Genomic DNA, 25,840 nt, shown 5'->3' with positions numbered 1-25,840 from the left:
ATGGCAAGAACGCCCGCAGCTGGCGTATCGAGCGAGCCCGGTTCTCAATGTGCGAGAAACAACGGAAGATCACAACAAGCAAGGGCATGGCGCGTCGTCCCACCCAAGAGCCATTCTATAAACTCGTTGCGGCGATAAGCGCCCATCACAAGCAGATCCGCACCGAGACAGCGTGCCTCGCTCACGATCTGGTCACCTAGACTATGGCTGTCCCGTTGAACAAGATGGACACCATAGTGGATGCCATGCAGGTCGAGCAGATCTTCGGCGGATCCAGCGAGTTCCGGACTTTTCGCAATCCGAAGCAGCGTGACTTTTCTCGCGACGCGCAACCAGGGCAGAGCACCTACCAAGGCTTTGCGGCACGGCCCTGTTTCATTCCATGCCACTACGATGTGTTCTGCAAAGCTTTGCCGGTAGTTGAACCGCCATTTCGAAGGGACAAGGAAGAAGGGATGGCGCACCCTGCGAAATGCTGCATGCAGGGCGTCGCCTCCGTCCATATTCGTCGGCCGGGCCAGTACGAGCACATCGAATATCCGTGCCTCGCTTTCGAGGTTTTGCTCTTCGGAACCGAAACGCTCCTTCCAACGCAGCGGTATATCGGCATCGGGATGATCGTTTATCCATGACTGATAGGCCGCATGTGTTTCAGCCTCTCGTTCCCTCGCCGTCCCTTCGTATCGATCGCGTAAGCTCTGGATTGCAATTTCTTCTGGCGCGGTGATCAGATTGGCCGGATCGACCACCACATGAAGCGCTTCAATCGAAGCGTCACGGATCGCGTGACCGGCAGCTTCAGCAGCGTCAAGACAAGCTGGCGCAGTCGCAGCCTCTGCTATGACGGCAAGCAGTTTGGTGGTCACAGGCCCTCTCCTCTTGTGATGCAGGAGCGGGCACTTCTTCCTACCCGCACCCCAAAGGTACTCAGTAGGAGTTATCAGCCTTTTCGGCGGTTCAAGGGGAACTCCATCCCCGCTTCAAAATATACAAACCCGGCCTGATTGCAACCTATCCGCTACGCAAGGCGTACTGGATCGCAGCTCATTTTACGCATCGCTGCGCAGCGGGGCCGAGGGCTGCAAGAATGAGACAGGCCGTTGTCTTCGTCGGCAGCGCCCGCGGATTTGCGTAGAAGGCAAATCACTACGCCTCCGACGAAATCACTCGGTTTCTGCCGCCAGTTCCCGCGCAGTTGTGTCTTCGCTGTCACCCCCCTTGGGTCGATGGTCAATGTCACACGTATATGTATACGAGGACCTGGATGGAGAGCAGATCTCAGTGGCCCGCGCAGAGCGTTCCCGCACATCGCACGGGTCGGTCAGTTTGACACACATCTTCCTGGATTGCTGACTTCGACACCAAGTTTCATCACGCGGCGGTGATCGGTACAGCCGTAATGCTTGTGATTACGCGATGGCATTCCATGATGCATTCACCCTTCGCCTGCGAAAACACCGCCCGGCTACCTTTCCTCACCGGCCCCCTGAGATTACCGGAGCGGCGGGGCACTAGGCAGTTCTCCGCTTGAATTCCATGGTCCGAAAAGAGATTGTACAGGCGTTGCTGCAAGGCAGGTTGATGCCGCCCGCAATCTGGAGAGCATCGCCGCGTTCGGGCGGGCGCGGACTGCGATGGTTACGGGTACTATTGTCAACGACAAAACCGCGTCGTCTGCCGCAAGGCCGGCACCCGACATGGAAAGGAGTGAGGGGACGCTGTCCCGGGGGCGCCGGCAAGCGTTCAGCGATCGGATCTGCCGCGACTTTCACGATCGCGTGCATAGCTGTGATCGAGGGGAAAAGCGGGCAACCAGGCTTCGCGGCGAACCGTCCAGTTCTCGTATGATGGGGCAAATCGGTCCGGTGCATCGAGAGCGCCGAGATGTACCTCCACCTCATCGCGGTACCGCGCGAATACCGATGATCCGCAACGAGGGCAGAAATGCCGGCCGTTGTAGTTGCTGGTCGTGCCGGCGACGCTGACGGCCCCCTGTGGGAAGATAGCGGCGGCAAAGAACAGTGCCCCATGATGCTTGCGGCAGTCGAGGCAGTGGCAAATCCCCACGCGGTACGGCTTGCCGACCGCCGTTATGCGGACCAATCCGCACAGGCATCCGCCAGTTACCTGATCCATCTCCGTCAGTCGCGACCAAGCTTGGCCCGCAGTGCGTCGATCCGCTGGGAAGCCTCCGCCTTGGTAAGGTCCCGGGGCGGCAAGTCTTCGCCCGCCTCTTCGCACAGAGTAGTGAGGTATGAAGCCTGCGCGCCCGTCATGGGATCATCGCCCGAGACCCAGTCGGCCGGATCTTTTTCGGTGTTCGATCGGGGATGTTCGTCAAGTTTAGGATTGCGTAATTCTTCAGCCATGTGCTCATCCCTCGTTCGCTCTTCGTTCCTGAAACGGCTGGCACGAAGGCTCGGTTCCCCACTTCCGTTGATGGTCAGCCGCCGGCGACCCAGTTCAATCAGTTCGGCGGGCTTCACTTCGCGGATCAATTGATCGCCGGTACATTGGCAGGGCGCCTTGTCGGGACGCCAACGAAGCAGCTTGGTGCCATGACGGAACCGACCGGAGGTTACCTGATCGTAAACAACCTCCGCGACCAGTTCGTGCTTCAGCGCGACATAATGGCCGCTCTTGTCCGGGTTCCAGCGGCTTGGCCCGCCTGGTGCACGCCCAGTGAAGCCGGGGCCGCCTTCATGCGCCTTGACCTTCGTTGCCAGCGCAACTCTCTCAGTCGCCCGGAAAGCTGACGTGAAACCGACAAGATCGAGCCTTCCTTGAACAACGTAGAGACCGAGAAGAAGTGAGGCGACGCGTCCTTTCGCGTCTTTGCGATAGCCCCCCACAACGCAGTCGGCAGTGCGGCGCTGCTTGACTTTGCGCATTGCTCGCTGGCCCGGGAGGTAAGGCAGATCACTTTGCTTGGCTATGACCCCGTCGAGCGCACCTCCGCTCGCCGCGAGCCATCGTTGAGCCTCGCCAGGGATGGTCGTCAGTGGCGACAATATGACATCGCTTCGACCAAGGTTTGAATGGAGCGCTTCGAGGGCAGCGCGGCGTTCACTGAACGGCGCTGCGCGCATGTCCTCGTCGTCCTTACCAAGGCAATCGAAGAGGATGACCTGCGCCGGCGTCTCTCGGGAAAGCCGGGCTATGCGCGAGGCTGCTGGATGAAGGCGCGCCTGTAATGCCGCAAATGAAAGGTGATTGCCCATCGGAACGACCAGCTCGCCGTCGAGAAGCAGTCGCTCGTTTCGGATCGTGGAAATGGCATCCACCACTTCCGGGAAGTAGCGCCCCAGCGGCTTGCCGGACTTTGACCAGATTTCGATACTTTCGCCTTTGCGCTCGATGAGCGCCCGGAACCCGTCCCACTTGGGTTCATAACACCAGCCTGGTGGTTGCGGAAGGTCTCCTACCAGAAGGGCCTCCATCGGGACGACCGGCGGCTTTACGAGAGGCCTGACGGTATCGCGCTGCAAATACGTAGAGCGCTCGATCACGATGATGTGACTCCACAATCAGGCATCGGCGAGGCCAGCATACCACCGCGCATAGGGAGTGGTGTGCGCCATGCGGCGATTGAGGTCAGGCGCGCCATCATTCCACCACGCCGGCCCCCGCTCGCCCAGCGCTCGCTTTGCCCTGTCCACGTTGGCGTGAGCTGCGTCCTCCGCACTGCGATCTGCCTTTCGGCGCGCGGTATTTACCGCCCGTCGTGCGGCCATAAGCTCGCTGACCAATGCTTTGCGCGCCGCCGCCGTAAGGCGCGGATCGGACATGCGCCAAAGGCGCCCCCCCACGATGAAATAGCGACCATCGGGTGTAACCGGATAGCGGCTCATGTGACCGCCGTGCTTTGGCACGTCTGCCATTTGTGGTGGTGGAGAGGGCCAATCGATCATACAAGCCAAACCCCTCCGCAGGCAGGAGCGTTCCCGCCGGCCACGAATGAAGGCGGGTCAGCCCGGCGCGATTACGCGCCTCCGCAAGCCTGATGCAATCGTGATTGCCGATCAGACCTGGGGCCCACTCATCAAATATGCCCCGCACGGTTCCTTGCCGGACACGCTGGGATCCGGCTGGAATTCAAGCCCTGTCCCACGGATTGCGGATTGCGGAGACGGATACTTGGCATCAGGCGACGCCAGCCCCGCCAGTAACTCCGTAGACCTCGCCAGTGATGTAACTACCTTCCTGCGAGGCGAGGAGCACGTAGACCGGGGCTATCTCCACAGGCTGACCCGGACGTCCAAACTGACTTTGTTGGCCGAACTCCTTGACCTTCTCCTGAGGCTGCCCACCACTTGGCTGAAGCACCGTCCAGAACGGACCGGGTGCCACTACGTTCGCACGGACGCCCTTTTTAATAAGCTGTTTGGCAAGCGCCTTGGTATAAGCGACGATGCCCGCCTTGGTCGTGGCGTAATCCAGCAGGATATCGGAAGGCTCGTAAGCCTGCACCGAAGCTGTGGTGATAACGGACGCGCCTGCAGGCAGATGAGGCACTGCGGCCTGCGCGATCCAGTGAAGCGCATAGAGGTTGGTCTTGAGCGTCCTGTCGAAATCCTCCGAACTGACTGCGCCGATATCTTCGCGAAACTGCTGCCGACCGGCATTGACGACGAGGATATCAAGACCCCCCAGTCCGCTGACCGCCTCTTCGACCAGTTGCCTGCTCCATGCTTCGTCGGTGATGTCGCCGGGTAGCGCGATAGCTTTGCGGCCTTCTGCCTCGATCAGGGCAACGACTTCCTGTGCGTCGGTCTCCTCAGAGGCAAGATAGGAGATCGCAACGTCAGCACCTTCGCGCGCGTAGGCGATTGCCGCAGCACGTCCGATGCCCGAGTCGCCGCCGGTAATCAAAGCCCTGCGGCCTTTGAGCTTCCCCGTGCCGACATAGCTTTCTTCACCGTGATCGGGCTTGGGATCCATTTCACCGGCAATACCGGGCGCGCCCTGTGGCTGCTCGGGAAAAGGCGGTTTCGGATACTGTGTTCGGGGGTCTTGCAGCGCAAGTCGGTCAGCCATGGGAGCTCCTGTCTGATTTATCTGCACGGCCCTTGAGAGCCGGTGGATACAGGAACTTAAGAAGAAAGAGGCGATCCGGTTCCAAGCCGAAGTCGAAAGTTCGATCATGCAGGACAGTCTCATTTGAGCTGAATGCTGAGGTCTTGCACAATCTGAAAGCGCGTCACTACAACCAGACGCGCACCGCACCGGAAAAAGGCGATGCGAGGAACGCAATTACAAAGTGGCGTGACCCCTGCGTTGCCCGCCTTGCGATGAGAGATAATTACTCGAACCGGTGGCGAGGATCATGGTTGTCGAAACCCGGCGAGGCAGCCCGCGGATATCGCCCAGCCTCCGCTCATTTGCGATCACCTCTCACATTTCCTCGCCGCTATGATGCCAAGCATAGCAAGGTCGACTTGATCTGACTGAACAAGTCCGCCCGCCGATAGCAGCTGTTATCGAGACGAGGCGCACCAGCAGATGCCGGCTAGCACGGAAACCGACTTTCCAGCCGGTAGCCACGGTTCAGCCAAGGGTTGGCAGCGCCGCCCGGCAGTCAGCGGCGCACTCGCGGCACATTTCAGCGCAAAGCTTGCAGTGACCATGATCGTGGCGCTCGCATTCCCCAGCACAGAGTTCGCAAATTCGCGCGCAAGTCTCGAGCATGAGCCGGAGCGCCAGGACATTCTCACCGGTGCGACGCACCGCAAGCCGTTCGCATGCCGCGCAGACATCGGAACAATCAGTACAGGCCCGGATGCATTGCGCCATATCCATTGGTTCGGCAACGCAGGCGTCCGCGCAGCTAGCGCACATTTGCGCGCAGAACATGGCATGACGCGCTGCTGTCGCAAGCAGTTCATTAAAGCTGGCTCCTCCATCGGGATGGAGTTGGAGCATCTTGTGAATCGACATCAGCCGTGCTTTCGCCGGGTTTCCCAACCCTTTTTCGCAGCAGCAGAGCGCTTCGCATGGCTCTGGCCTGAGGCACTCTTTTGTCCGCCTTTGCGCGAAGAGGCGTGATTTTCCTTCTCGCCGCGGCCGGAGCCAGACTTTTTGCCGCCGCCCGATTCCTTGTTGACTGTCGCCCAGGCGCGGCTTTCGGCCTCCTTGTGACTAACGCCCCGGTCTTCGTAACCTTCTTCGATATGTTCGGCCTGGCGCTTCTGCTTATCGGTATAACTCGACTTGTCGCCTCGCGGCATCGTCAGCCTCCTTATAGCATCCACCCTCCGCGTCATTACCGAAAACCGATCTGTCGCTTCATCGTTCCAGTTTTGCGGGCCATTTCTTCCCGCCAGCGGAGGGCGGCCTCGGTGAGATCCCTTCAATTCACAAAAAGGCTCTGACCGCAGCTTTGCAGCCTCCCTTCCATGTAGAACGCCGGATATTGGCGGGTAAGGCCCAGGCTCCCCGTCGGCATTCCGTAGGATTAGGGTGTGAGTCATTCCTTGCCCACCGCATCGTGAAATTTCCCTCTGATCTTGTCGGCATCTGGTAGGGGACGTGAAGCGCGTCTCAAGCCTGGCGCGCCAGCGAACCCGATGAAAACGTCCCACCCAAGCCTACAGCTTTTGGTCCTTACGGGAACGCTGCGGGTTCGAATGAGTTTGCAAGGCAGCGTCACGCGGGAGAATTGTCAGCTCACTGGAGAGCAGCCGATGGACAATGTGAACATCTTTCTTGCAGGCAAGCAGATTGCAACCAATACGCCGTTCCTTCGAGCCCCCTCTGCCGGCGAACTCATTCAATTGAGAGACGGTTGGTACAAGGTCGACAGGATAGGGCACTCTTGGACCAACTCGGGCCCGGTCATGCTCGTCGATGTGGTCAAAGGCCACACCACCGAAGGCTATGGTACAGAGGGAGGAGAAACTCCCTTTCCCGAGTTCCCGGCAACTTACGCCCCCGAAGTAGACGGTTAGCACATCAAACGGCATGCGACCGCCTGAGCGAAGACGGCGAGGCGTGTACAACTGCAAATTCGGACAGCTGGCAGGCTTTTGGGCCCGCCTGCGAGACCCTGCCCGCAGGTAGGCAATTTTGAATGCCGGCCGTTTCCACGCCGCCGATGTCCTCCAACAAGCAGGAATCTTGCCCGAGCGATCCGGGCGCCCCGATCACCCGAGGCTGGACATCGCGCTGGCTGAAAGGCGACGTCGAACGGCAGCTCCAAGTTTCAAGTCGCCCTATCCTGCCGATGATCCAAAACTGGCCTCCTCTGCGATACAAAGTGCCGGGAGATTGCCGGATTTTTTCCGCCTCATGCAGAAGGCCGAGTTCGCCAACCGAACGCCAGAGCCATGACGCCGCGTCAAGAGCCGAGAAACGGCCCGTTCTCAAGGCGCGAGGCCATTCGTACACGACAAGGCAGCGTGACGTTCGCCTTTTGCCTGCTATTGAAGAAAGGAAGGACACCACAAAAAGTGAGGGGCGAGCAATGAGCGGGCAGACATGGGAACGCGTGCCGATCGACGCACAGAGCGTGGAGGCGCCACTGTCCCAATCGGCGGTCTTCCTCGTCGTCACCGCGCACAACGATAACGCCGCGATCGCCAAGGTGCGCGAGACGGTAGCTTCCATCGACGACCTTATCAAGACAGTCGGCTTCCGCGACCTGTCCGGACGCCTGTCCTGCGTCGTCGGGTTCGGACACGACTTGTGGCGCCGTTTGACGAACGATGCACTGCCCGCCGAACTGCATCCGTTCAAGCCGGTCGAAGGACCGGTCCACCACGCGCCGGCGACGCCGGGGGACATCCTGTTCCACATTCGGGCAGAGCGCGTTGACCTCTGCTTCGAGTTCGAACGGCTGCTGCTGTCTGCACTCGGCGAAGCCGTCAGCATCGTCGATGCGGTTTCAGGCTTTCGCTACTTCGACGCGCGGGATCTGCTCGGCTTCGTCGACGGTACTGCCAATCCTGCCGGAAGCGACATCTCCGAAGCGGCGCTGGTCGGCGACGAAGATCCCGATTTCACCGGGGGAAGCTACGTCGTGGTGCAGAAATATCTGCACGATCTGGCGGCATGGGGCGCCATTGGCCCCATTGAGCAGCAAGCTATCATCGGCCGCACCATCGTCGACAATGTCGAGATCGACGACGATGAAGCCCCGCGCAAGTCGCACAAATCGCTGGCGACGATCGTTGACGAATATGGCGTCGAGCACGACATTCTGCGTGACAACATGCCCTTCGGCAGCCCGGCGCGCGGCGAGTTCGGCACTTACTTCATTGGCTATTCGCGTCGCCTATGGGTAATCGAGAAAATGCTTGAGCGAATGTTCGTTGGCGATCCGCCCGGCAGCTACGACCGCCTGCTGGATTTCTCGACACCGAAGACCGGCACGACGTTCTTTGTCCCGTCACGCCGCGTACTGACCCAACTCTGTGAAGGCTGACTTCAAGTTCAAAGCGCCTCGCAGGCCTCTTACGGGCATACGCCGGGCGCCGGCCGGCCCCATGCCTTCGGCGCATTCCTGGGCAAGCTCCGAGCTCAGACTTGCCCAAGCGGGATCAACATGGGGAATTGCGCGATGTGATGTCTGCCAACCTTTTATTTCGGCAATTTAGGAAGATACCTTCACAGGTAGCTGGCCATGCCGTACATGGCATCATGTTCTCAAGTGGAAACAGAAGCGAATTCTTGTCTGCCGACACGCTCGCACAAGAGCTTCGGCTTTTCGCTCGGCAGCTAAAGCGGCGCCTTCACGATAATTCCGATGCAGGCGACCTGAAGCCCTCGCAGGTTGCCGTCTTGCACCACCTTGAAAATCATGGCGCGGCTACGGTCTCCGCTTTGGCTCGCGCCGGAGGCATGCGATCGCAATCGATGGGTACGGTTGTGGCGGCGCTGGAGAGGGCCGGCCTGATCTCGGGTTCATCCGATCCGTCGGATGGCCGCCAGACCTTGCTGGTGCTGACGGACGACTGCCGGGCGTGGCTGACCAAGGGCCGCGCCAGTCGGCAGGATTGGCTGTCAAACGCCATCCAGACCAGGCTCACGCCTGAAGAGCTGGCGACTCTCGCTGAAGCCATGCCTCTCATCCTTCGCATCGTTGCGAGTGGCGAGGATTTCATTGTGCAGCCCGGCGCGAATAATCCGCAAGCCTCGGAATGAAAATGGGAGTGGCGGGGGCGTTCACATCATTTCGGCATTCGAATTATCGACTCTGGGCGGCCGGAGCACTGGTGTCGAACATCGGGACCGGCGTACAACGAACTGCGCAGGACTGGTTGGTTCTGGTAATGCTGACGCGGCACAGTGCTTCAGCGGTCGGCATCGTCATGGCGCTTCAATTTGCGCCGCAACTTCTGCTGCTGCCATGGACGGGCTCAGCAGCAGATCATTCTGATCAGCGAAAGCTCCTTATCGCGACGCAGGCGAGCATGGGTGTGTTGGCTATCGTGCTCGGGGCGCTGACCTGGACGGGTGTCATCCGCCTGTGGCAGGTATATATGTTTGCCTTCCTGTTCGGCTGTGCTGCGGCGTTCGATGCACCAGTGAGGCAAATCTTCGTCTCTCAGTTGGTGGGCGATGACGATCTGCACAATGCGGTCACTCTTAACACCTTTTCGTTCAATTTCGGAAGCCTTGTAGGACCAGCCGTGTCGGGCCTGCTGATATCGGTGGTAGGCTTGGGATGGGCTTTCGTTCTTAACGGTTCGTCTTTCCTGGCCGTGGTAACGTCACTGCTGCTTTTGAGGAAAAACGAGCTGCATCATGCCAGCACCCCGAATGCGCGTACGCCCGGCAGCTTCAGGGCGGGGCTAACCTATGTCAGTGGGCGCCAGGATCTGATCGTCATTCTCGCGATGCTTTTCCTGATTGGGACATTCGCACTTAACTTTCCCATCTTCATCTCGACGATGGCCGTAAAAGTCTTTCACGCCGATGCCCAAGGCTTTGGAATGCTTTCCTCGATCATGGCCGCCGGTTCGCTGTTGGGCGTCCTATGCGCCGTCCGCTCGGGTCGCCCTACGCTCATGACACTGGTGTGGAGCGCTACACTGCTAGGGGCGGGCTTTACGTTCGCAAGCGTGGCACCGAATTATTGGAGCTTCGCGGGGATGCTTGCAGTGATTGGTGTGGCTTATCTCGTATTCGTCAATGCCACAAATCCCCTGATCCAGCTGTCAACGGAGCCATCCATGCGGGGGCGCGTCATGGCATTGCGGATCGGCGTCGCATTGGGTGCAACCCCGATCGGCGCACCTGTCGTGGGTTATATTGCCGACCAAGCGGGGCCGCGTTGGGCGCTCGGAGTCGGTGCGAGCTCTGCGTTTATCGCGGCGATCCTAGGTGCAGCCTATGTCCTGCGGCACAGCGATCGCGGCAGAATTGCCGGATCGAAAACCGGGGGCGAATAGAGCTTCCCGAGGAACGGCGCCTTGGCAAATCCCGGACCATGACGGCGTCCGCCCCCAAGAACCGGCTCAAAATGATACGTCGGTCGCCATCTGAAGCACGTGGCTCGACGGACAGGCCAGCCGCGAGGGCGGCGCGCTACCCGTCCCCCCGGTTGGATTTAGCGCGGGTTCGTCCTGCTCGAAAGTCGGCGCATCGCGAGCTCTGCGACCGGAGCCAACCCACAGAACTTTTCCTAGAGGTTGAGGGCAACTAGCGCAGTGCCAAGTGCGGGCCGATTACAAGCTCATAGAGAAAGCAATCTCCTGAAGGATTTGCAATTGTAGAAGACTCGCGGCGATAATCGCGGGGCCAATGGAGGAGGTCCCCCGCCGAAATTTCGGCAAGCGTGTCCGTCCTCCAGGGCACCCCTTTGTGGCATTTTTCATCCCACTGCTCCCGGAGCCGATCGCATGCGCTCCATGAACGCCTTGATGTCCAGCACCGGCGAAGACGGCGTGTAGGTTCCGTCCAGCACGAAGCCCAGATAACGCCCTGCCGCTTTGAGGTACTCGTCATCCTCATTCGCCGCCCGTTCGATGGCAGCGCGTGCAGGACGAGCCTTCTCGCCGATATAGGTAAGCGCGTTGATAGCCTGCAGGCGAATTCTAGGGTTGGGCGAGGTTGCAAGCATGTCAGTCAACAGCGCAACAGGTTCCAGATCGGCAGTTAACGCTGCGGCAAGTTCGGCGAGCGCAATCCGCACATGGGCTGAAGAATCTGCGCGCATGATCTCGACAATGGCACTCAAGGCAGAGCGAGCGCCCTCCCCACGGATCAGTAATCCCTGCGCCGCCCAATAGCGGATTTCTGCATTCTCGTCCCGAAGGTGCTTCAGCAGGGCCGCAAGAGTGGAGGGCCGGCCCTCGGCCGCAAGAGCCGCAACGTCCATGATCCGTTTGAGGGGATACACATTTGCATGCCGGCTTTCGGCATAGCCTTCGATGGCCGAACCTTCAGGGATGAATCCGTTATCGTTGACGTCCAGCATGTGTGCGTCGAGCGCGCCACGCATGGCTTCGATGCGTGCATGATGCACCGGATTGTCGATCAGGTTCGTTACCTGATCGCGGTCGCTTTCCAGATCGAAGAACTGTTCGAACGGCTTGCGCTGCCAATAAAGGTCCTGCGCCGGGTTCAGCGTGCCTGCCAGATGCGCGGTTTCCCAGTCCTGATAGCCCTTGGCGATCCACTGAAACTGGCCATGCTGCCCCCAGGGACGATGGGGCGAATAGTTGCGGATGTAGCGATAGCGACCGTCGGTCACCGTGCGGGCCATGTCATAGCGTTCGTCCATGCGGTTTCGCATGCCGAAGGCGTAAGTCTTGGGTTTCCCCGCATAGCGGCCAAGGAAGGCCGATCCCTGCATGTGCGCCGGCTTGGCGATCCCGGCCAGTGACAACACGGTCGGCGCAAGGTCGATGAAAGTCACCGGCGCCTGCACCTCGCGGCCCGGTGCGCCGGGGGCGAGATGGCGCCACTTTTCCGGGATCCGCACGATCATCGCGCAGCGCAGGCCCTCGTCGTAGCAATAGCGCTTGCTGCGAGGCAGGACACCGCCGTTGTCGGAATAGTAGAAGACGATGGTGTCTTCGGAGAGACCCGCCGCGTCCAGCTCCGCAAGACGTGCCGCGATCTCTCCGTCCATCTTCTCCATGAGATTGTAATAAGTCGCGAAGTCCTGCCGGATGCCGGGCGTGTCAGGCAGATAGGCGGGAACGCGGATATCCTCCGGTTTCACCTGACCATCGAGCGTCTGGAAGATACGCGATTCATGCGTCGTCTCGGTGTTGAAGACGGCGAAGAACGGCGCACCCTCCGGGCGGCCCTGCCAGTGTGCCTGCTTGCTCGATGCGTTCCAGATCTTCTCCGGCTTGAGGTCGCAGTTGTAGTCGGTCTTGGCGTTGTTGGTGCAGTAGTAACCCGCCTCGCGCAAATATTCGGGAAAGCCTGCCAGCAGGGGCGGGAGCTTCGCCACGGCACGCATGTTGTGGGCGGGCCCGGCGCTTTCGGGATGCACGCCGGTGATGATGCCGAACCGCGACGGCGCGCAGACCGGGGCATTGGAATAGACGTTGCGATAGAGGATGCCCTCGCGCGCCAGTCGGTCCAGCGTCGGCGTGTGGGCCAGTCGGTCTCCATAGGCGCCGATGAAGGGATTGTTGTCCTCGCTCACCAGCCAGAGGATGTTGGGGCGGTCCTTTCCTGCGGGGATGGCCTGCACTTTGGCGGCGAGACCGGCGGCTGCGGCCGCCGCACCGGTCGAAAGCAGGTTTCTGCGGGTAATCCGGCTCATGACCTTCTCCTCAATACTGGAACGTGAAGGTTGCGCCGAAGTAGCGATCGGCATCCTTCGGAATGAACCCGGTGAGATTGTAGGGGTTGGCAGCATTGGTAAGGACCGAGGCCCGGCCCATGCCGGTCACGAAATGCCGATCGGTAAGATTTCGCACGAACAGCGTGACGCCATAGCGCCCGTCCTGCCGGCGCAGGCCAAGGCTGAAGTCGAACGTGGCGTAAGCGCCCTGAACCAGATCGCGGTCCTGCTCCAACGCGAACTGGATCTTCGATTGGGCGTTGCCGGATAGCTGCGCGAAGGCGGCCAGATCGCTACCGGCAATGTCGCTTTCATAGCGCAGGGATGCGGTTCCGCGCCACTTCGGCGCGTTGGGAATGCGCCCCCCGCGCACATTGAGCAGCGGCGCTGCGCCCGCCGCCGTGCGGTAGCACTGGTTGACCGGGCTGCCGCTCGCCACTTGCGCGGCGGCCTGGTCGTAGAGCGGGCAACTGAGCCCATCGACATCGACCTTGGCGTCGAGATACGTGCCGCCGGCCTGAACGCTCAGCCCGCGAACTGGGCGGGCGGTGAATTCGATTTCGACACCCTTGGTCCTGGCACTGCCGGCATTGGTCGGGACCGACGTCGTGATGTTGGTTAGCGGATCGGTGACGGCGGCCTGCACCTGCAGATCGGTATAGTCCGCATAAAACAGTGCCGTATTCACGGACAGCTTGCGATCGAGCAGGTCGAGCTTGAGGCCCGCTTCCCAAGCCCTCACCGTCTCGGGACGGACCGCACGCTGATTGGCAAAATCGGCGCTGACTTCCAGATCGTACGCCGCGCCTTTGTATCCGCGCGTCCACGTCACATAGGCCTGCGCGTCGGGCGAGAAGCGGTATTGCAGGCCCAGCTTGCCGGAAAGGTCGGTGTCGGCGGTGGAGCCGCTGCCTGCGGAAGCCCCCATCAGCGGGGTGTCGCCCGCAACCAGCGCGGTACCCGGGCGATTGCCGACATAGCTGACGGTCTCGCGCTGGAGCCGCCATCCGCCGATCAGCGAAAGGCGGTCGATCACATGCCACTCGGCCTGACCGAATGCCGCCCACTGCCTCGTTTCGCCCGAAGCTTCGTGCCAGGTGGAGGAGGTCACGACGTTGGGGCAGACCGCGCCGATCACGGTGGTCCCGCCCGCGCAGGACTGAAGGCGGCGGCGGAACCCGCGCGTAACATCGAGATCAAGGTAATAGAGGCCTAGCACATACGTCAGCGGTTGATGTTCGGGCGAGGTCAGGCGCAGTTCCTGCGAGAACTGCCGCACGCCGGCGGGGCCGCCGTTCAGCAGGTACTTGCTTTGGCCATAAGGCAGCAACAGCGGGCCGTCATAAGGCAGGCCGTCGACATCGACATTGTTGTCGAAATCGAACTTCTGCCAGGCGGTGATCGAGGTCAGCGTGTGGTCGCCCAGTTCCAGATTGCCTTCGAGCGAGACGATCCACTGGCGGGTGTCGTTGAACGAAGGGCTGTCGATATTGACCTGACGGTTGTGCCTGCCGGCCACGAGCGGCGCGATCAGCGATGCCAGCAGCGGCGTGCTGACTTGCAGGTACTGCGGCTGGCAGCAATCGGCATCAGTCTTGCGATAGTCCGCCGACAGCAGGAGGTTCAGCCGTTCGGTCGCATCCCACTCCAGCTTGCCGCGCAGGCCCCAACTGGTGAAGCCGTTCTTGTCCTTGCCATTCGCCACATTGTCGATGTGGCCGCCGACATCGTTGTAGAAGCCGCTCACCCGTGCGCGCAGCGTATCGCCGAGCGGGCCGGAGATCGTGCCTTTGACGCGGTATTCATCCTGCTCAGCGACGGTCGCTTCGGCACGGGCGGTCCATTCATGGGTCGGCCGGGCGGTGACCACGCTGATGACGCCGCCGGTCGCGTTCTTGCCGAACAGGGTTCCCTGGGGGCCGCGCAGAACCTCTACCCGCTCGATATCGGCAAGGTCGGCAAAACCCTGCGCCTGCCGGGCCAGCACAACCCCGTCGATCACTGTGGAGACCGAGGATTCCGACCCCTGGTTGTACAGCGAAGTGCCGATACCGCGAATGCGGAACGTGGAATTGGAGACGTTGTTGTTCTGCGTATAGGTCAGCGAGGGGACGGCATTGGCAAGCGCGCTCGTATCGTTGATCTGCCGCGAGGCAAGGGTATCTCCCGACAGCGCGGTGACGGCGAGCGGCACGTCCTGCAGGCGCTCGGTGCGCTTTTGGGCAGTGACGACGATTTCGCCCGGCTGATCCTTCGGCGCAGTTTCCTGCGCATGTGCGGCGATCGGCGCCAGCGCGGAAGTCAGCAGCAGAGCGACAGGCAGCCAATTGCGGCGCGGGGCGATTGTGTTCGAATATTGTTGCACGCTTGTGATCCTGAAAGGTGTGTCTGGATCGAGCATGGCTTCGCCGTTCGCACCACCGGAGGCGTGCGTGCAGGCGCTGCAGATGCCCGATAACGCGGCAGAGCAAGAGCTCTGCCGGAATGGTCAGTGTCCTATGGATTGGCGGCGGACAGCCGTGCCCCTCGAGCGGATTGCCCCATCTTCCCTCCTGTCGTGTCGGATAGTGCGATCCTGACGCTGTCGCCTCGGATGCTGCCAGCCCGCTCACCGCGGCCGTGGAAGCGCGACGGAGAGGATTTGCCTGACATTCTCAACCTATTCGCACGATTTAATTCAGTCAACGAACTAAATCTATCAGGCTTAAAAACCGGCCTCGGCGACCGATCGCCCAGCATAAATACGTTCCAGGGCCAGGCTCGCCGATCCCTTCCACAAATCATCGTGCTGTATCGGCCTGAGGTCGACTTCCGTGCGTTCGCGAAGGGCGGGAAGCGTCTGGGCGGCCACCGTTTCTTGAAACGAAACCGCCATCAGCGCAGCGTGGTCGGGATGAGCCGTGACAACCACGACCCGCCCTGGGTCCTGCTCATTGATGTGGCTCGCTACCGCCACTGCCAGTGCTCGCCCTGCCCGCTCGAATTCCGCGCGCGCGCGTTCATCACCTGACAGCGCTTTGGCGACGGCTTCATCGAAGAGCGTCCTGATCGAGGCCTTGTCGAATGTTTGAAGGGCCGCCCCCCCCACTAGCTCGGTCAAGACGCCGAAAGCACTGGCGTACGTGGTGAGGCAGCCCGAGCCGCCGCAGTGACAGGAACGTCCGTTCTCGAAGGCGACTTTCACATGGCCGAACTCGCTGTTCATACCATGAACGCCGGTCAGCAATTCACCTTCGACATAGCGGGCGCCGCCCATCCCCAGCTCCATGAGAGCGATCAGCGTGAAGTCATCCTGCCCGCCGCTGTCCCCGAACCAGTGTTCCGCACGGGCAAGGATCGTGGCTCTGTTCTCCAGCGATACCGGAACACCCAGCCGGTCCGACAAGCGGCGGCCTAGCGGCAGTTCGGCATGAGGGGCAGCGGACGGCAGCCAGTGAACGACACCGCCGATCCGGTCCACCAGCCCCGGCAGGACGATGCCGATGCCACCGATAGCAGATCGGGGAACTAAACTGCCGGCGATGGCGGCCTCGATCGGCTCGGACAATTGGCGCGGAAGATCATCGATCATGTCGAAATCGCGGATTTGCGCCAGACTGGAGAAGACACGCCGCCCTTTCAGATCGATAACGTCGATCGAGACAGTTCCATTCTCGAGGGGGAACAGAGCAACCGCGTGCGCGCGGCGCTCGTCGATTTCCAGCTGGACCCGGGGTCGCCCCCTGCCGACAGTCGGTACTGCCGCTTCGCGGACGATCCCGCCTGCCGTCATTTCCGCCACGAGCGCGGTTACCGTGCTTTTGGTCAACCCCGACAATTCGGCGAGTTCGGTTCGCGATATCCCGCCGTGCCTGCGTATCAGCTTCAGCAACCGCAGACGGTTCCGGGCTTCGTAACTCTTTCGCAAATGGCTGATCCTGGTCGTGCGGCAACTACTATGCAAATGCGACCAAGAGGGAAGTGCTGTCAAATGTCACGCCGTACGTCGCGGGGTTGATGCGACCTGCAGATGAATACCCTTGAGGAACAAAGGTCAATCACAAGACCTTGGAACAACTGATGTAGGTTGTCAGGCGCAAGTCCCTGCGGTCGATTTCACGGTGATGCCGCAAGGCGATCTTAGTCCATGGCTTCACAACAAGCTCGATGATGCAACCCCAGCCCAATACATTGACAAAAATGGAATCGCATCGTGCCGTTCTACCCGGCGTCGCCAATGACGTCAGTCCGCGCGTACGACACCATCCGCTGGGAGATCGTAACGTTTCAAAGACAAATCGGGATTTGCGTGATCGAGCCGGCAGGGCCGCGGGCGATGAACGCGAAATTCGCCTCATGGTCTTTTTCAGAAGCCTTGACTGGCGAGAAAGCGGGTAGGCGCACGAACCGTGCACCTCACCGAAGCCCATTTGTGCCTGAAGCCAGACCCGATAGCGTGAAGCTGAATCGGGACTGGAGTCGGTTATGAAATCTTCCGTTGAACGCCTGTTATGCCGCGCGCGAAAGGAAGCTCGCAAAGCCCAGGAGGCGCTTCGGCGCAGACGCTCCATTGCTGCTGTCTATGCCCACAGAGAGAGAGCTGTGGCGTACCATGCGAGGGCTCTTCTTTTGAGCAAAGTGCCTTCCTGAAGCTGGAGTGCCTGCTAATCGCTCCAAGCTGTAAGCAAAATTGTGCGTCACACTGCAGAACTGATTGCGAACTCGCGGGTCGGACGGCGCTCACCGTCTCACGGCATGGTTGGCCGAGCGGAAGCTGGGCCCGTTTTCGGGCACCGGCGGGTGCCATATATCGAAGTCCGAAAGGGCGTGCGAATCCGAAATGGATGATAGCAAACTGGCTCTCCTTCGAACGCACTTCTCGAACAATTCGGCAAGGATTGGTAAAGCCGACCGATACTCGGGCAGTGCCCGCAGGCGATGGCAAACGCAGCGCCGCAGGGCGCCGCATCGAAATGACTTGATTAACCGGTGTGGGAAACACGTTCACCCGCTGTTGGAAGCGGTCGCGAAGTAAGGGGCGGCGGCAGCTTAGGGGTCGGAAAAAAGCCAGCCGCCGTTGCTGAGTTCGGGTCGCACCTCCCAGCCCCCTCCTCCCTTCAAGGAAGGAAGTCACTATGCAGGACAGTAGCGGTTTGGCAACCACCTAAAGGTATGATCTACGCGTCCATGTCCTGCCTTTCCGCGGGCAATCTTCCTGGGGGTCTTCGCGTTGCGCAGACGCGCACGTTTCCGATGATGCCCTGAAAACGATCGCTGCCTCTCGGTCAATTGGCGACAAGGCTAGCAGGCCGAGCTCGGCCCATTTCGCGTGGGGGCACATCGAACATGCTTGCGCATCGGTCTTCAACGCTTTCGACTCCTTCTCTGGCGGGATCGTAGCGAGGCTGGCATCGCCAACAGGCTTGCCATCGCGCATCTGGACGATGCTGTTGCCGTCCGTGGCGACCGGGGCGCTCTTGAACGGCATTGGCGCATGGCTCCGCACGGCCCGCGCGCGATTTCTTTCAAATGATCGCGCTCGATCCATATTGCATGAGCATGGGCCGCCGGCGCGCCGAGCGCGAGCGAGATCGGCGTCAGATATTGATCGTCATTGCACGCTCCATTGTATTATAGTGGCCTACCCGGCGGGTTCCATGAATGGGCGATGCTTCGGTTCAAAAGAAGCTCTCCATTAGTCCGTATCGGGTTCGTTCCATCATGAGGCCTTTCATACTGGGAATTCCCCACATTGGCGCGGTCAAGCGGCGCGCCACCCGCCAGCCAGCCAAACCCTCATAATGCAAACCGCCAGTGAACACTCCTCGTTTGGAAAAACTGGATATTGTCAGCTATCTAGACTCTATGGCAGGCACTGCGGCATGGATAAAAATCTAGCTCCCCTGCCGTATCAGCAAGCAAGGGGTTCTGCGTGATTACCATAGCCATCGATGAAGCTAGCTTCGAAACGATAGATGGTATTCCGGATATAGTGGGGACGCGTTTGTTCTGCTGCAGCGCCTCACTTCCATGCATCTTATTTGCAATATGGCTGCCGGTCGCCGGATTTGCAAAAATCTCCAGCGTCAACAGTCCCGGATTTGTTGTTATCTTGATTCTTTTGGCAGCATCGCTTTCGGCTGGCCTCGCCATAGCGCTGGTTTGGGCAGCGTTGAAACCCGGGGCATGGTTTCGGGTGTCGAGCGACGGAGTCGAATTTGGAAACGGCCCATACCTTGACCATCCCGCCAACGGACAGCGGATCGAGTGGGGGTGCATCGAGCGCAATCCGGAGCGGACATACGACATCGGTATCGCGGCGGAAGCCTACCGCGTGGCCCCCAATGCGCGGATGACATTCTGGTATCGTGATGCGAACGGCGCGTTGGTCCAGCGTTTCCTGCCGCTGCAGTTGCGCAGCGATGTCCTGGGGTGTCTACGGTTTCGCAACGCGCACGAGGTGCGCGTGGCGCTGCTTCGCCGCCTTGCGAAATATCCGGACCTTCGGTTCGACCCCGACGTCTTCGTGCGCGCAGGCATCGACCCCGAGAATTGGTCGCCGATGCTCTCTCCGAACCGTGCGTCCTGGCTTGCCGCGTCCATTGTCATGGCATGCATCCTGGGCTTCGCCTCCTTGCTAGGCGTCAATTTGACCACCGGCCAACTGACGGCCGGCACGATCGGCATCTTTGTCGGTGGGCTCCTTCTCTACATGAGATGGTGGCCGCTGGCCCACCCTAGGCTCACGGAGGTCATCACCTTTAGGTCGATAACTCCGAGCGCCGACGAATGACGTTTAGTACTGCCTTGTGAAAATCATTCAGAAAAACACGTCCCCATAGGTCGCAGTAGGCATTTATTGGAGTTGCGATCCGATAGCGGGTGGTGAGAGTAAGCTGTGTCCTCCCTTCCGAGCGGGAAATCCTGAATATTTACAGGTTGTGCCGCAAGCACCCATCTATTCACGAGCCCAAAATTCGCGCCTCGAGGGGCGAGTTGCGGCGAGGCTGGAGAACTTGGCGGAGACGACGATTTCCTGTGCCGACATGGCCGATGTCATTGCTTGAATTTCAACCTTGCCCATCCTTGCTGCAACGCGGGTGTCAACCTCGCTGACAAACACCAGAGGTAGTCGGTCGCGATGAGCCGTGAACACCGATGCAACGATGGTGAGGCGCTGGCCGGGGACTGGGGCGCCCCCTGTTTTCAGTCTTGCGGCGAACCAACGCTGTATTCCGGCAGAAGTGGAGACAACGAGGTTTTGCATAGCCGCGCAAGGCTGCTCAATGCCTACCAACCGCGTAACGACAACACGCACCATTTTGTTGGACATGCATCGAGACCCAAGATGTCGCCACCATCACTTTCGATTTCTATCACGATCATCAAGGCGGGTACTTATTCGCCGAACGCCAAATACGTGATTTCAAAGCAGCCCGAAACGAGCCTTCTTGGGTGTGAATGTTCGTGCAAAAATCAAGTGGATACAAGCCGTTGCTGCGCAAAGCCTCTCAGGCTCTCCATTATGGGGGCGGCGAGCGGTTTTACGCGCGTATTGCCACCGTGCATGGTTTCAACGGAAAAGATGCCACCTGGAACCGCAGTTGAAATTAGGTGCATTTTGGATCTTACCGGCATTGACCAGAGCGACCTGAACTCGATCACTGGCGCCCTAAACACGCCAGCCCTTCCAGTGGCAAGCAGGCGAACGTGACAAGCTTCACTTTCCCGCTCGCGGTCGAGCGATCAGGAACTGGGTACGCTTCTCGTTGTTGTTTGCAGCATGGCTACTCTCTTCAATTCGCGCGCCGTGGCCGGCGCTTCGCAATTCCTCAACGACCGATTCCAGCAATCCCTTGCTCATTGGAATCATGAACGTCTCGCCCCCAGCCTGCCTCCCGCCAACTGGCGCGCGGCCGAGGACCGCGACACGCGCATGCATCGCCTCGAGATCGCCTTTCTCGAGGAACTTCGTTCCGCGGTACGCGAAGACGCCGCGCGCGCGCCGACGGATGCCGACGGCTTCATCGCATGGTTCGAAGAGCTTAGTACGACCGGCCCTGGCCAGGGGGACGCGCTCTTTCCTTGGCTCGCCGAGGAGGCGACGCGCGATGAGATACGCTGGTTTTTCGAGCAGGAGGCCGCCGGCGAAGCGGGCTTCGACGACCTCGTCGCCTACACACAGGTTAAGCTGCCCATCCCTGCCAAACTCGAACTCGCGCGCAATTATTGGGACGAAATGGGCCGCGGCAATGCCAAGGGAATGCATGGACCGATGCTCGCGCGTCTCGTCGAAACGCTGAGCGTTGACCCAAAGATCGATACCACGGTTTGGGAAAGTCTCGCCCTCGCAAATGCGATGACCGCGATGGCGACAAATCGCAGCTATGCATGGCATTCGATCGGTGGCCTCGGCGTCATCGAACTGACGGCGCCCGGTCGGTCGGCGATGGTCGCGCAGGGCCTCCGACGCATCGGGCTCAGCGATAGCGAGCGACGATATTTCGATCTTCACGCCGTCCTCGACGTCAAACATAGCGCAGACTGGAATCGCGAAGCTTTGCGACCATTGGTCAGGCAAAATCCCGAGCTAGCCACAGCCATCGCCGAGGGCGCGCTTATGCGCCTCAGGTGTGGAGCGCGGTGCTTCGAACGCTACCGCGCTCACCTCTGGAACTGATCCTCGCACGATCCGCCAGGTCGGCAGACCCATTTACTGTTGCACGGACGCTTCGCCTTTCATCGCAGCATCCCATAGGCAGATCAGTTGACAAAGCGCTGGCCGACCAGCGCTCTGTCGCTCTAATCCAATTATGGCTCAGCACCGATGCGTCCGTAAGGCGCGTTCTCCCCCTGCGGCCCGATTATCCTCCTCCGAGCCGCCAGAGGGCAACGGGCCGAGAGAACAGTCACGGCTTACAGGTGACGAACCGGCTCGGCTTCGGGGCAACGCTTCGGGAACGGCAACGGGCCAAAATGCAAGAGTGTAGGCCGTCATTCCGGCGAACGATTATTTCCGTCGCTAGAAGGGCTGATCCGATCCTCGAGGACGAACCATCCTCGGTTCCCAGGACAAGCACGTTATCCAGTCGCTCCAGGCCGCGCAGCAAAGCTACGTTAATTTCGCAATCGGCTATGGCAGAGCCGTGCCTCCCCCGACAACGCCCTGCCCGATGGTCAAGTCTCATCACTTCCACACATCGACAGGGCGCTTCACGCAACGGGGGCGCTCGAAGCGGAAATGCTGTGCTACTGTCGCAAGCTGTCGGGCACAATCCCGCCATTTTCGGCGAGCTTGTCCATAACGGCGCGGTGAAGGGCGATGTTTTGCTGGGCCGAGCCGTCGTCGCCCGCATGAACGCCCAGTTCCTGCGCTAGATCCTTGCGCGCAGAGAGGCTGGAATCGAGATCGAGAAGTTTCAGAAGATCGACGATGGAAGTCTTGTAGTTGCCGCCGTGATCATTCTTCGTTGCGGCCATAGCCTCCAAAACCGCCTCGACATCAACCTGAGGCGCCTCTGTCGCCGCTGCGGGGTCGGGCGCAGCCGGAGTTGGTTGCGCCGGAGAGCCGGACGATTGAGCACTAGGCGACGCCGGCGACTGAGCCGGTGCGGTGTTGCCGTTGTGACGACCAAAGATCTTGCCCATTATGTTTCCGAAAACACTCATCGCTCACTCCTGCTGTGTTTTTCCACGCGCACCCATTTCGAAAATGACGGACTGTATATCGCACCGTCTGGAACACTATGGGGCCCAAGCGGTTAATCAGACGAAAGTCCGTATGGTTCCGTCTGGGAGCAACCTTATGAAACATTCTTTCTTGCTTGTTGTCTCGATCGCCGCATTGGGCCTTGGTGGTTGCGGTAAAAAGGCCGAAAAGCCTGTTACCGAAAACTCGACTACCGTGAACGACGTCAGCATAACCCAGCCGGTCGCCTCACCGCAGGCCACCCCCGGTCAAGCGTTCGCTGATGCCGCCGCAGCGAGTGACAAGTTCGAGATCGAAAGCTCGAAGCTTGCCGCAACCCAGGCGAAGTCCGCGAATGTGAAGCATTTTGCCGAGGAAATGATCAAGGCGCACACCGATTCCACGGCCAAGCTGATTTCTGCTGCCGCCGCTGCCTCACCGGCGATCGTCCCTTCGCCAACGCTGACCCCGGCGCAGCAGCAAACTCTCGACGGTCTCGCTTCGAAGTCGGGCGCGGAGTTTGACAAGGCCTATGCCGATGCGCAGCGCAGTGGCCATCAGGCGACGCTCGATGCCCTCAAAGCTTACTCGGCTAGTGGCGACGTGCCCTCCCTAAAAGCGTTCGCGACAAAGCTTGTTCCGATCGTGACCGCCCATCTCAATATGGCAAAGGGACTTTAATCTCTGAAATAGCAATCGCGTCCCCCAGGACGATCGCGCGCGGTCCACCGAGCTTGAACTGGCTGTGGATACCGTGCGCTTCCTGGGGCGCGGTTACGCCTGTGCCGACACAGACCTCTGGAAAATATTCTAACGAGCGGTCATTGCGCGCGCCCGCAGGCACGTGCAGCGCTGCATCCGCAGGCCGAAAATTTTCTCCCCATCAGCGGTTTTCACCGCTTCCTGCTACGAAGGGCATAGCTTCGCAGCCTGACTACCCCAAAACCTGCCAATACTACGTCAACCCGTCATTTCCGGACCTACTGCTGGATCACGGATTTAGGACCGGCACTAACCAGCTGAGTTGCCTTCAGCCTTTCGGCGTCACGATGCCGGCTCCGATCGGAAAACCGAAGGCATCATTCGCTCACCGTATCGGCGGCAGGCTTCGGCTTGTCCGGCGCGGTTCCTGCACCATCGAAAGCACTGATGCGTAACGTGAAGCGGTTGGGTTCCAGGCGGTTGGGGCATGGGCTTGCCGAATTCGCTCGACTGCGTGTCGCCGCCGACGCCCCATTTTGCGCCGTCGATCAGCAGAGTGCCATGCTCGTGCGGCCGGATATCGGTGAGTGTTTCAACGATGCGCTCGGCAGTCTGCCGGATTGCCGGGATCGGTGAATGATCCGGACTTGCCCCCCATGACGAGAACTTCGGCCCACTCGCATTGACCGCTAATTTGTGGTCATTGTGAGGTCGTTTTCGGCAGAAGCAGGCGTTTCCTTTTCCTGATTGGGGCCACCGGACTAGGCGGCAGGAAGCCCTCCCATATCTGCCAGCAGGAAGCCATATCTCGAATGCGTCCTATCCTTCACAGAATTGATCCAAAGAGCTTTCCGCGCTCTGGGCCGACGTTCAAACAGCCGTGCCCGCCCGTTTCCTTTTCAATGATTGCCATGATCGGGAGCGCTTGGCGGTCCCGAAGCGTTATCTGACAACCTCAGAAGGAGTGCCCGATGTCGCGAACGGTTGCCGAGTTGCTGGTCGATACGCTTGCCCAAGTCGGCGTTTCCCATGTTTTCGGAGTGGTCGGCGATGCGCTCAATCCTCTAACCCACGCCCTCGACACCGATGATCGGATCAACTGGTTCGGCGTTCGGCACGAGGAAGGCGGGGCGCTGGCGGCAACGGGACAGGCGAAGCTCACCGGCCGTCTCGGCGTCTGCTGCGGGACGACGGGGCCCGGCGGCAATCATCTGGTTGCAGGCCTCTATGAGGCACGCAAGGATCATGCACCCGTGCTCGCCATCACCGGCGGCGTCCCGGCGGATAAGCGCGGCACCGATTACCTTCAGGAGGATGACCCGGCCCTCCTCTTTCGCGACGTTGCTGTCTACAGCCAGGTCATCGCCTCGCCCGAGCAGGCACCCGCCGTCATTCGCGAAGCAATCGCGGCAGCCTATGCGGAACGCGGCGTCGCACATATCAATGTGCCGCCGGAAGTTTTTGCGGCGAAGGTTTCCGGCGAGGTCCCGAGCCTGCCGACGCTGCGCCCGCGTCCCGAGGTCGCGCCCGATCCGGCGGACATCGGCGAGGCCGCGCGCCTGATCGGCGAAGCCAAGACCGTCGCAGTTTTCTGCGGCCATGGTTGCCATGGAGCCGCATCGCAGCTCGAGCGGTTAGCCGAGCGCCTGAAGGCGCCGCTCATGCACACGTTTCGCGGCAAAGACATCCTGCCCTTCACTCATCCGCATTGGATCGGTGGCGTGGGCCTCATCGGCACGAAAGCCGGAGTCGATGCCATCAACGATGCCGATCTCCTGCTCATGCTCGGCACTGACTATCCCTACTCGGAATTCCTGCCCAAGCATGGCAAGGTGATCCAGATCGATGAACGCGCGCTCGCGCTCGGCAGGCGCGCGCCGGTCGCTCTTGGCATCATCGGATCGGTGCGGCCGGCTCTCGAGATGCTGCTCGAACAGCTGCCCGAAAGGACCGACTCCGCATTTCAGCAGACGGCGCAGACCGCACGCGCCGAATGGAACGCAATGCTCGACAAGCGTGCCGACCCCGCGCGCACCCCCGGCACGCTCCACGCGCCGGCGCTTGCGCGATCAATCAGCGACCATGCTGCGTCCGATGCGATCATCGTGACCGATACCGGCGAGGTGACGCTCTGGGCGGCGAACTGGTGGCGCCAGAGCGGCCGGCAGCAGGGAACCGGCTCATACAACAATGCCGCAGTCGGTACGGGCCTTGGCCTCGCTAATGGCGCACAGTTGCTCGACCTCAGCCGCCAGGTCATCGCCCATGTCGGCGATGGTGGAATGACGATGCTGCTCGGCGAGTTCATGACGAGTGTCGAACATCGCCTGCCTGTCAAGATCGTCGTCTACGACAATGCGCAATGGGGCCTCGTCCATCTCGAGATGGAGGTCGCCGCTCTGCCAGCCGCAAGCGGAACGACTTTTCCCAATGTCGACTTCGCGGCATTCGCGCGCGCTTGCGGGGCACGAGGGTTCACCGTGCGCGATCCGGCTTTGCTGGATGCGACCGTGAAAGAGTTCCTGGCGGCACCGGGTCCTGCCATCCTGCATGCGATCGTCGACCCGAACGAGCTGCCGACCATGCCGCATATCGATCCGGCCCAGGTGGTTCGCTTCGGGATCGCCAAGGTGCGCGAAGCCTGGCACAGCTTGGGCAGCCGCTGACATGGCGGACCGTAACTGTGAAGCTACCATTATCGGCGCCGGTACCGGCAGCATTTCCGT

Annotated in this window: 21 protein-coding genes and 1 riboswitch; of the genes, 10 read left to right on the top strand and 11 right to left on the bottom strand. The window is 60.4% G+C overall.

Annotation, left to right across the window (positions count from 1 at the left end):
* Positions 1–44: 44 nt before the first annotated feature.
* The 6 genes from WBP07_RS20775 to WBP07_RS20750 all read right to left on the bottom strand — a co-directional run bounded on the left by WBP07_RS20775 (position 45) and on the right by WBP07_RS20750 (position 6,227).
* The gene (locus WBP07_RS20775; RefSeq protein WP_395396326.1) at positions 45–866 is read right to left on the bottom strand and encodes a universal stress protein; all 822 of its coding nucleotides are present in this window, start codon (positions 864–866) and stop codon (positions 45–47) included.
* A gap of 58 nt (positions 867–924) precedes the next feature.
* Positions 925–986: riboswitch (Fluoride riboswitch) on the bottom strand.
* Positions 987–1,743: 757 nt separating this feature from the next.
* On the bottom strand, positions 1,744–2,136 hold the full coding sequence (locus WBP07_RS20770; RefSeq protein ID WP_395396325.1) for a GFA family protein: 393 nt from the start codon (positions 2,134–2,136) through the stop codon (positions 1,744–1,746).
* A 5-nt stretch (positions 2,137–2,141) separates the two neighbouring features.
* Positions 2,142–3,509: an ATP-dependent DNA ligase gene (locus WBP07_RS20765; RefSeq protein WP_395396324.1), complete on the bottom strand. Its 1,368-nt coding sequence runs from the start codon at positions 3,507–3,509 to the stop codon at positions 2,142–2,144.
* 18 nt (positions 3,510–3,527) lie between these two features.
* On the bottom strand, positions 3,528–3,881 hold the full coding sequence (locus tag WBP07_RS20760; RefSeq protein WP_395396323.1) for a hypothetical protein: 354 nt from the start codon (positions 3,879–3,881) through the stop codon (positions 3,528–3,530).
* Positions 3,882–4,143: 262 nt separating this feature from the next.
* The gene (locus WBP07_RS20755) at positions 4,144–5,037 is read right to left on the bottom strand and encodes an SDR family oxidoreductase (protein WP_395396322.1); all 894 of its coding nucleotides are present in this window, start codon (positions 5,035–5,037) and stop codon (positions 4,144–4,146) included.
* Positions 5,038–5,936: 899 nt separating this feature from the next.
* On the bottom strand, positions 5,937–6,227 hold the full coding sequence (locus WBP07_RS20750) for a plasmid stabilization protein (protein ID WP_395396321.1): 291 nt from the start codon (positions 6,225–6,227) through the stop codon (positions 5,937–5,939).
* Between the two features lie 456 nt (positions 6,228–6,683).
* On the opposite strand from WBP07_RS20750, the gene WBP07_RS20745 reads away from it, so the two are divergent.
* The 4 genes from WBP07_RS20745 to WBP07_RS20730 all read left to right on the top strand — a co-directional run bounded on the left by WBP07_RS20745 (position 6,684) and on the right by WBP07_RS20730 (position 10,391).
* Positions 6,684–6,947, top strand: coding sequence for a hypothetical protein (locus WBP07_RS20745; RefSeq protein ID WP_395396320.1), 264 nt, complete (start codon positions 6,684–6,686; stop codon positions 6,945–6,947).
* A gap of 515 nt (positions 6,948–7,462) precedes the next feature.
* Entirely contained in the window at positions 7,463–8,422 is a 960-nt protein-coding gene (locus WBP07_RS20740) for a Dyp-type peroxidase (RefSeq protein WP_395396486.1), read from the top strand.
* A 140-nt stretch (positions 8,423–8,562) separates the two neighbouring features.
* Complete coding sequence (locus tag WBP07_RS20735; RefSeq protein ID WP_395396319.1) at positions 8,563–9,141, top strand: MarR family winged helix-turn-helix transcriptional regulator; 579 nt, start codon at positions 8,563–8,565, stop codon at positions 9,139–9,141.
* Entirely contained in the window at positions 9,138–10,391 is a 1,254-nt protein-coding gene (locus WBP07_RS20730; protein WP_395396318.1) for an MFS transporter, read from the top strand. Before WBP07_RS20735 ends, WBP07_RS20730 begins: the two co-directional genes overlap by 4 nt.
* A 422-nt stretch (positions 10,392–10,813) precedes the next feature.
* Here the strand turns inward: WBP07_RS20730 and WBP07_RS20725 are convergent, their stop codons facing one another.
* The 3 genes from WBP07_RS20725 to WBP07_RS20715 form a co-directional block, all read right to left on the bottom strand.
* Positions 10,814–12,724 (bottom strand): sulfatase-like hydrolase/transferase, encoded by a 1,911-nt coding sequence (locus tag WBP07_RS20725; protein ID WP_395396317.1) that lies wholly within the window; start codon positions 12,722–12,724, stop codon positions 10,814–10,816.
* A gap of 10 nt (positions 12,725–12,734) precedes the next feature.
* On the bottom strand, positions 12,735–15,110 hold the full coding sequence (locus WBP07_RS20720) for a TonB-dependent receptor (RefSeq protein WP_395396316.1): 2,376 nt from the start codon (positions 15,108–15,110) through the stop codon (positions 12,735–12,737).
* A gap of 339 nt (positions 15,111–15,449) precedes the next feature.
* The gene (locus tag WBP07_RS20715) at positions 15,450–16,652 is read right to left on the bottom strand and encodes an ROK family protein (protein WP_395396315.1); all 1,203 of its coding nucleotides are present in this window, start codon (positions 16,650–16,652) and stop codon (positions 15,450–15,452) included.
* 2,004 nt (positions 16,653–18,656) lie between these two features.
* On the opposite strand from WBP07_RS20715, the gene WBP07_RS20710 reads away from it, so the two are divergent.
* On the top strand, positions 18,657–19,517 hold the full coding sequence (locus WBP07_RS20710; protein WP_395396313.1) for a hypothetical protein: 861 nt from the start codon (positions 18,657–18,659) through the stop codon (positions 19,515–19,517).
* 165 nt (positions 19,518–19,682) lie between these two features.
* Here WBP07_RS20710 and WBP07_RS20705 read toward each other — a convergent pair whose 3' ends face one another.
* The gene (locus WBP07_RS20705; RefSeq protein ID WP_395396312.1) at positions 19,683–20,057 is read right to left on the bottom strand and encodes a hypothetical protein; all 375 of its coding nucleotides are present in this window, start codon (positions 20,055–20,057) and stop codon (positions 19,683–19,685) included.
* Positions 20,058–20,185: 128 nt separating this feature from the next.
* Between WBP07_RS20705 and WBP07_RS20700 the strand changes: the two genes are divergently transcribed.
* Together WBP07_RS20700 and WBP07_RS20695 are read left to right on the top strand one after the other, a co-directional pair.
* The gene (locus WBP07_RS20700) at positions 20,186–20,332 is read left to right on the top strand and encodes a hypothetical protein (protein ID WP_395396311.1); all 147 of its coding nucleotides are present in this window, start codon (positions 20,186–20,188) and stop codon (positions 20,330–20,332) included.
* Positions 20,333–20,507: 175 nt separating this feature from the next.
* Positions 20,508–21,404 carry an iron-containing redox enzyme family protein gene (locus WBP07_RS20695; protein WP_395396310.1) on the top strand — a complete coding sequence of 299 codons (897 nt, stop codon included), beginning with the start codon at positions 20,508–20,510 and terminating at the stop codon, positions 21,402–21,404.
* A 569-nt stretch (positions 21,405–21,973) separates the two neighbouring features.
* Here WBP07_RS20695 and WBP07_RS20690 read toward each other — a convergent pair.
* Positions 21,974–22,393, bottom strand: a complete 420-nt coding sequence (locus WBP07_RS20690) for a DUF3597 domain-containing protein (protein WP_395396309.1) — start codon at positions 22,391–22,393, stop codon at positions 21,974–21,976.
* A gap of 136 nt (positions 22,394–22,529) precedes the next feature.
* On the opposite strand from WBP07_RS20690, the gene WBP07_RS20685 reads away from it, so the two are divergent.
* The 3 genes from WBP07_RS20685 to WBP07_RS20675 all read left to right on the top strand — a co-directional run bounded on the left by WBP07_RS20685 (position 22,530) and on the right by WBP07_RS20675 (position 25,780).
* On the top strand, positions 22,530–23,093 hold the full coding sequence (locus WBP07_RS20685) for a DUF4142 domain-containing protein (protein WP_395396308.1): 564 nt from the start codon (positions 22,530–22,532) through the stop codon (positions 23,091–23,093).
* Between the two features lie 468 nt (positions 23,094–23,561).
* Positions 23,562–23,750, top strand: coding sequence for a hypothetical protein (locus WBP07_RS20680; RefSeq protein ID WP_395396307.1), 189 nt, complete (start codon positions 23,562–23,564; stop codon positions 23,748–23,750).
* Positions 23,751–24,085: 335 nt separating this feature from the next.
* Entirely contained in the window at positions 24,086–25,780 is a 1,695-nt protein-coding gene (locus WBP07_RS20675; RefSeq protein WP_395396306.1) for a thiamine pyrophosphate-binding protein, read from the top strand.
* The last annotated feature ends 60 nt before the right edge of the window (positions 25,781–25,840 follow it).

This window comes from Novosphingobium oxfordense (genome assembly GCF_044029435.1).
GTDB lineage: Bacteria > Pseudomonadota > Alphaproteobacteria > Sphingomonadales > Sphingomonadaceae > Novosphingobium.
This window is presented reverse-complemented; position numbering and strand designations above follow the sequence as displayed.